Annotated in this window: 1 rRNA gene; it reads left to right on the forward strand. The window is 45.7% G+C overall.

Annotated features, from left to right (window positions below):
• A 16S ribosomal RNA gene (locus CFB81_RS34745) occupies positions 1-105 on the forward strand; the annotation flags it as partial.
• Positions 106-422: the final 317 nt, after the last annotated feature.

Here is a 422-nt window from a genome sequence, read left to right on the forward strand (position 1 = left end):
GCTAGTCTAACCGCAAGGAGGACGGTCACCACGGTAGGATTCATGACTGGGGTGAAGTCGTAACAAGGTAGCCGTATCGGAAGGTGCGGCTGGATCACCTCCTTTCCAGAGCTATCTCGCACAAGTTGAGCGTTCACGCTTATCGGCTGTTGATTAAGACAGAAAGACTGTCTATTAGCGGTTTAATCGGTTATAATACCGGCCGCTTTTGATAATCCTCAATGACAAACATTCGAATGAAGTTTGGTTCGAGTTTTTCTCATTGGCGATTGAGCCAGTCAGAGCGGTACGAAAGTATCGGCTGTCGTTCTTTAACAATCTGGAAGAAGTAAGTAATTTGGATAGCGAAAGCGTCTTGAGATGGACGTGGAAACTATCCGGGTTGTGATTGTATCGATGTATCTCAAGATGATTCGAACTCT

It is taken from the genome of Burkholderia sp. AU28863 (assembly GCF_002223195.1).
In the GTDB taxonomy this organism is placed as follows: Bacteria; Pseudomonadota; Gammaproteobacteria; order Burkholderiales; family Burkholderiaceae; genus Burkholderia; species Burkholderia sola.